At 65.0% G+C, this 3,704-nt stretch carries 5 protein-coding genes; 4 read left to right on the top strand and 1 reads right to left on the bottom strand.

Translation table 11 applies throughout. From position 1 onward, the window contains the following. Nucleotides 1–679: SOS response-associated peptidase family protein (locus IV091_RS12755; RefSeq protein ID WP_293469287.1), on the bottom strand; the 679-nt coding region annotated here is incomplete at its 3' end. A gap of 183 nt (nucleotides 680–862) precedes the next feature. Here IV091_RS12755 and IV091_RS12750 point away from each other — a divergent pair. From IV091_RS12750 to IV091_RS12735, 4 genes are all read left to right on the top strand, one after another. Continuing rightward, the gene (locus IV091_RS12750; RefSeq protein ID WP_293469285.1) at nucleotides 863–1,111 is read left to right on the top strand and encodes a hypothetical protein; all 249 of its coding nucleotides are present in this window, start codon (nucleotides 863–865) and stop codon (nucleotides 1,109–1,111) included. A gap of 35 nt (nucleotides 1,112–1,146) precedes the next feature. Further along, nucleotides 1,147–2,262 (top strand): FUSC family protein, encoded by a 1,116-nt coding sequence (locus IV091_RS12745; protein WP_293469283.1) that lies wholly within the window; start codon nucleotides 1,147–1,149, stop codon nucleotides 2,260–2,262. 134 nt (nucleotides 2,263–2,396) lie between these two features. Further along, a complete protein-coding gene (locus IV091_RS12740; RefSeq protein ID WP_293469281.1) occupies nucleotides 2,397–2,615 on the top strand; it encodes a hypothetical protein in 219 nt (72 codons plus the stop codon). Nucleotides 2,616–2,694: 79 nt separating this feature from the next. Further along, the gene (locus IV091_RS12735) at nucleotides 2,695–3,585 is read left to right on the top strand and encodes a M23 family metallopeptidase (protein ID WP_293469279.1); all 891 of its coding nucleotides are present in this window, start codon (nucleotides 2,695–2,697) and stop codon (nucleotides 3,583–3,585) included. The last annotated feature ends 119 nt before the right edge of the window (nucleotides 3,586–3,704 follow it).

Below are 3,704 nucleotides of genomic sequence, written 5' to 3'. Positions count from 1 at the left end.
TGGCTGGATAGGCCCGCATGAACTCCCGGGCCTTCTCCGGGCGGGTGCTCAGCCAGGCGTCGTAGGCGCCCTCGTTCAGGATCACCAGCATGCGTTTCTCATTGCCGGGCTGTTGGTAGCGGCTCATCAGCGCGTGGCTGTTGGCGTTCACCGTGAGCAAGGTGTAGCTGACGATGACTTCGCCCTCAGCCCCGGTCCAGCTTTCCCACAAGCCCGCCACGCCCATGGGCTTGCCATCGACCCTGGCAATGCGGGTGGGCACGGCCTTGCCGCTGCGCCAGTCGTCTTCCATGAACGCCCTCATTGGCACGATGCAGCGCTGCCCGGCCAGCCAGGCGTCGCGAAAGTTGCTGGACGTGGTCACGGTTTCCGAGCGGGCATTGACCAGCTTGGTCGAACGCAGCCTGGCGTCAGAAGCCGACTTGACCCAACGCGGCACCAGGCCAAATTGCCCGGCCACCAGCGCACGGGCCGGCGGCTCACGCGGGGGCTTGTCAGCGTCTGCGGCTTCTGCGTCTGCGTCTGCGGCCTCTTCGGTTTCCTGGGCTTGGGCCGCGCGGATAAAAACACCCGGTTGGCGCGGCCACACTTCGCGCCCCACGGCTAAAGCGGGGGCGGCCACATGGAAGGCATCGGGGTAAAGCAGGGCGCTGTGAACGCTCTCGTAATGGGTACTCATGCGGCGATGCTATCGCAATGCAGCGATCCGCCGCTGCGGGCGTTGCTGGAAAATTTTGGATCAGATTCCAATCAATTCATTATTTTTGTGGCCACGGGATTGCCAACTGGCCTGATCTGCAGCGCCCATGGGCGGGCTTCGGTTAACCTCGCAAAGTCACAACCAAAGCCAAAGGAAGCCACCATGAAAAAACTCAATGTCACCATCAAGCTGGAACTGTCCGTCCCCGATGATTGGGAACTTGTCCAGACCTCCGAAGGGGGGCAGGTGCTGAAGCTGCCTGACAACCAGTTCATGGACATTGCCATTGAGCCCCTGTTTGCCAGCAACCCTGAGGAAACCTGGGCAAGCACCGAGGACGACGATGTCCTGAACGACATTCTGGACATGGTCGAGAGCGAGAGTGTCAGCTACGCGTTCGCCAAGAACTAAGCTTTTAACTTGCAGCCCCCCCTGGGGCGACATCCATGACAAACACAAGCACAAGCCGATGGGCTGAACTGAAGCGGCTGGTGCGCGAGGAGCTGCAGCTGCTGCTGACCTTCAAACCCAGTGACCGGCTGTGGCAGATGCCGTTCGCCGCAGCGCTGGCGACGGGCCTGCCGCTGCTGATTGGCGCGTATTTTGACCATCTGGACTACGGGCTGGTCTCGTCGCTGGGCGGTCTGGTGTTTCTGTACCTGCCCAACACGCCGCTGTCGCACCGCATGGTAACGCTGATGGCCTGTGCGTTTGCCATGACAGCCTGCTACACGCTGGGGGCGATGAGCCACTTTTTCCCGCTGCTGATGATGCCGGTGCTGGTTTTCATCGCCATCCTGGCCACGATGGTCTGCCGGTTTTATGACCTGGGGCCGCCGGGCAGCCTGTTCTTTGTCATGGCGGCGGCGATCGGGGCGTATTCGCCGCTGGAGGCGCTGCAGGTTCCGCTCATGGTGGGGCTGGTCACCATGGGAACGCTGCTGGCGTGCCTGGTCGCGTTTTTCTACAGCCTCTATGCCCTGCGTCTTCAGGCGCCGCAGCCGGCGCGCCCCTTGCCGCCGGCCAGCTTTGACTATGTGGTGTTCGACGCGGTGGTGATCGGCATTTTTGTGGGCATCTCGCTGGCCCTGGCGCAGGCGCTGCAACTGGAGAAAGCCTACTGGGTGCCGATCAGCTGCCTGGCCGTGATCCAGGGCGTGTCGCTGCGCGCGGTATGGACCAAGCAGCTGCACCGGGTGCTGGGCACGGGCGTGGGCCTGCTGCTGGCCTGGGGCCTGCTGTTGCTGCCGCTGGACAAGTGGACGATTTCCCTGGCGTTCATGGCGCTGACGCTGGTGATCGAGACGGTGGTGGTGCGGCACTACGCCGTTGCCACCATCTTCATCACGCCCCTGACGATCCTGCTGGTCGAAGCCGCCACGCTGGGGCAGACATCGCCCGCGCCGCTGATCCAGGCGCGGTTTTTCGACACCGCGCTGGGCTGCCTGGTGGGGCTGGCCGGCGGCATCTGCCTGCACAGCCCGCGCTTTCGGGCGCTGGTGGGCGGGCAGATGCGGCGGCTGGTTCCGTCCCGCCTGGTGCGGTCAGGCCCTGGGGCTTGACGCAGGCGGGGACAGGCTGGACGTGGTGGCCGGCGTGCATCGTCGCCCTTATCTGACACGCTTGGGCTTTCTTCTGGTGCTAAATGTCTTTTTGGGCTTTACGGCCTGTTGTTCAACTCAAAAAGGAATTTTCCATGTCCCAGTTCGCCATGATTACCGGTGAAGTCACCTACAGGCCGGGCGAAGGTGCCCTCATAGAAATCCCGCGCGGGCGCGTGGAAGTGGAGCTTGCACCCGACAGCGCCACGCTCAGTTGGGAGGCGGCCGAAGGCGTTGTGGGTTTAACGGCCATTCCGCTGACCCAGTTTGAGGACTATGTGCGGGACGGCAAAATCACGATGACGCCGCAATAAACAGGCGACTCACCCACGCAAAATAAGGCCCCAACCCTGCGCACCGCGCTTTGTCATTCACCGTTTCCCTGGATTCGCTGTGCCCACTCCTGACCTCTGCCTCTCACACCGGCCACTCACGCGCCGCTCTGCCCTGCTGGGCGCCGCTGGCTTGCTGGCGCTGCCCGCGTCAACCCTGGCCGCAGCCACCACGCAGCCGCCGTCCGGTGTCTGGCCGAACGCCTTGCAGGTTCCCGGAGGCGTCGCCCGGCTGTCGCTCGGCCCGGCGGCGGCGCGGCCGGTCGCGCATGCAGGGGATGTGCCCTTGCTGGTGGTGGGCGATGTGATCGAGTGGACGGCGCTGGTGGGCATTGCGCTGGCCGCCGAGCCCGGCCAGGCGCGCATCACGGTGCAAACCGCCGGGGGCGGCCAGCGGCAAGTGGCCTACACGGTGGCCAGCAAGCGCTACCTGGAGCAACGCCTGAAGGTGTCGCCGCGCACGGTCGACTTGTCGCCCGAAGACACGGCGCGCTACGAGCGCGAACGCGCGCACCAGGCCACGGTGATGGCCACCTTCAGCGAGCCCTTGCCGCAGGCCTCGGCCTTGCGCATGCAGGTGCCGACGCCGGGACGGCGCTCCAGCTCTTTCGGGCTGCGGCGCGTTTTCAACGGGCAGGCGCGCAGTCCGCACAGCGGCATGGACATTGCGGCCGGCACGGGCACGCCCATCGTCGCGCCGCTGACGGGCCGGGTGATTGACACCGGCGACTACTTCTTCAACGGCAACACGGTGTGGATGGACCACGGCGGCGGCCTGCTGAGCATGGTGTGCCACCTGAGCGCCATCGACGTGAAGCCGGGCGACCTGCTGAAAACCGGCGAGCGCCTGGGCGCCGTGGGCGCCACCGGCCGCGTGACGGGGCCGCACCTGCACTGGGGCGTGATGCTGAACCGCGCCATGGTGGACCCGGCGCTGTTCCTGGACGCCTAAGCGGCTCGCATCACAAAAGATAGCCGCAAGCGTAGCGACTGCGTAAACTGAGGCTTCGCCCTACCCAGGCGCCACCAGGAGAACCGCGATGACCGACTTTTCCGATTCATCTATCCGCC

Source organism: Polaromonas sp. (assembly GCF_018780625.1).
In the GTDB taxonomy this organism is placed as follows: domain Bacteria; phylum Pseudomonadota; class Gammaproteobacteria; order Burkholderiales; family Burkholderiaceae_C; genus Polaromonas.
This window is presented reverse-complemented; position numbering and strand designations above follow the sequence as displayed.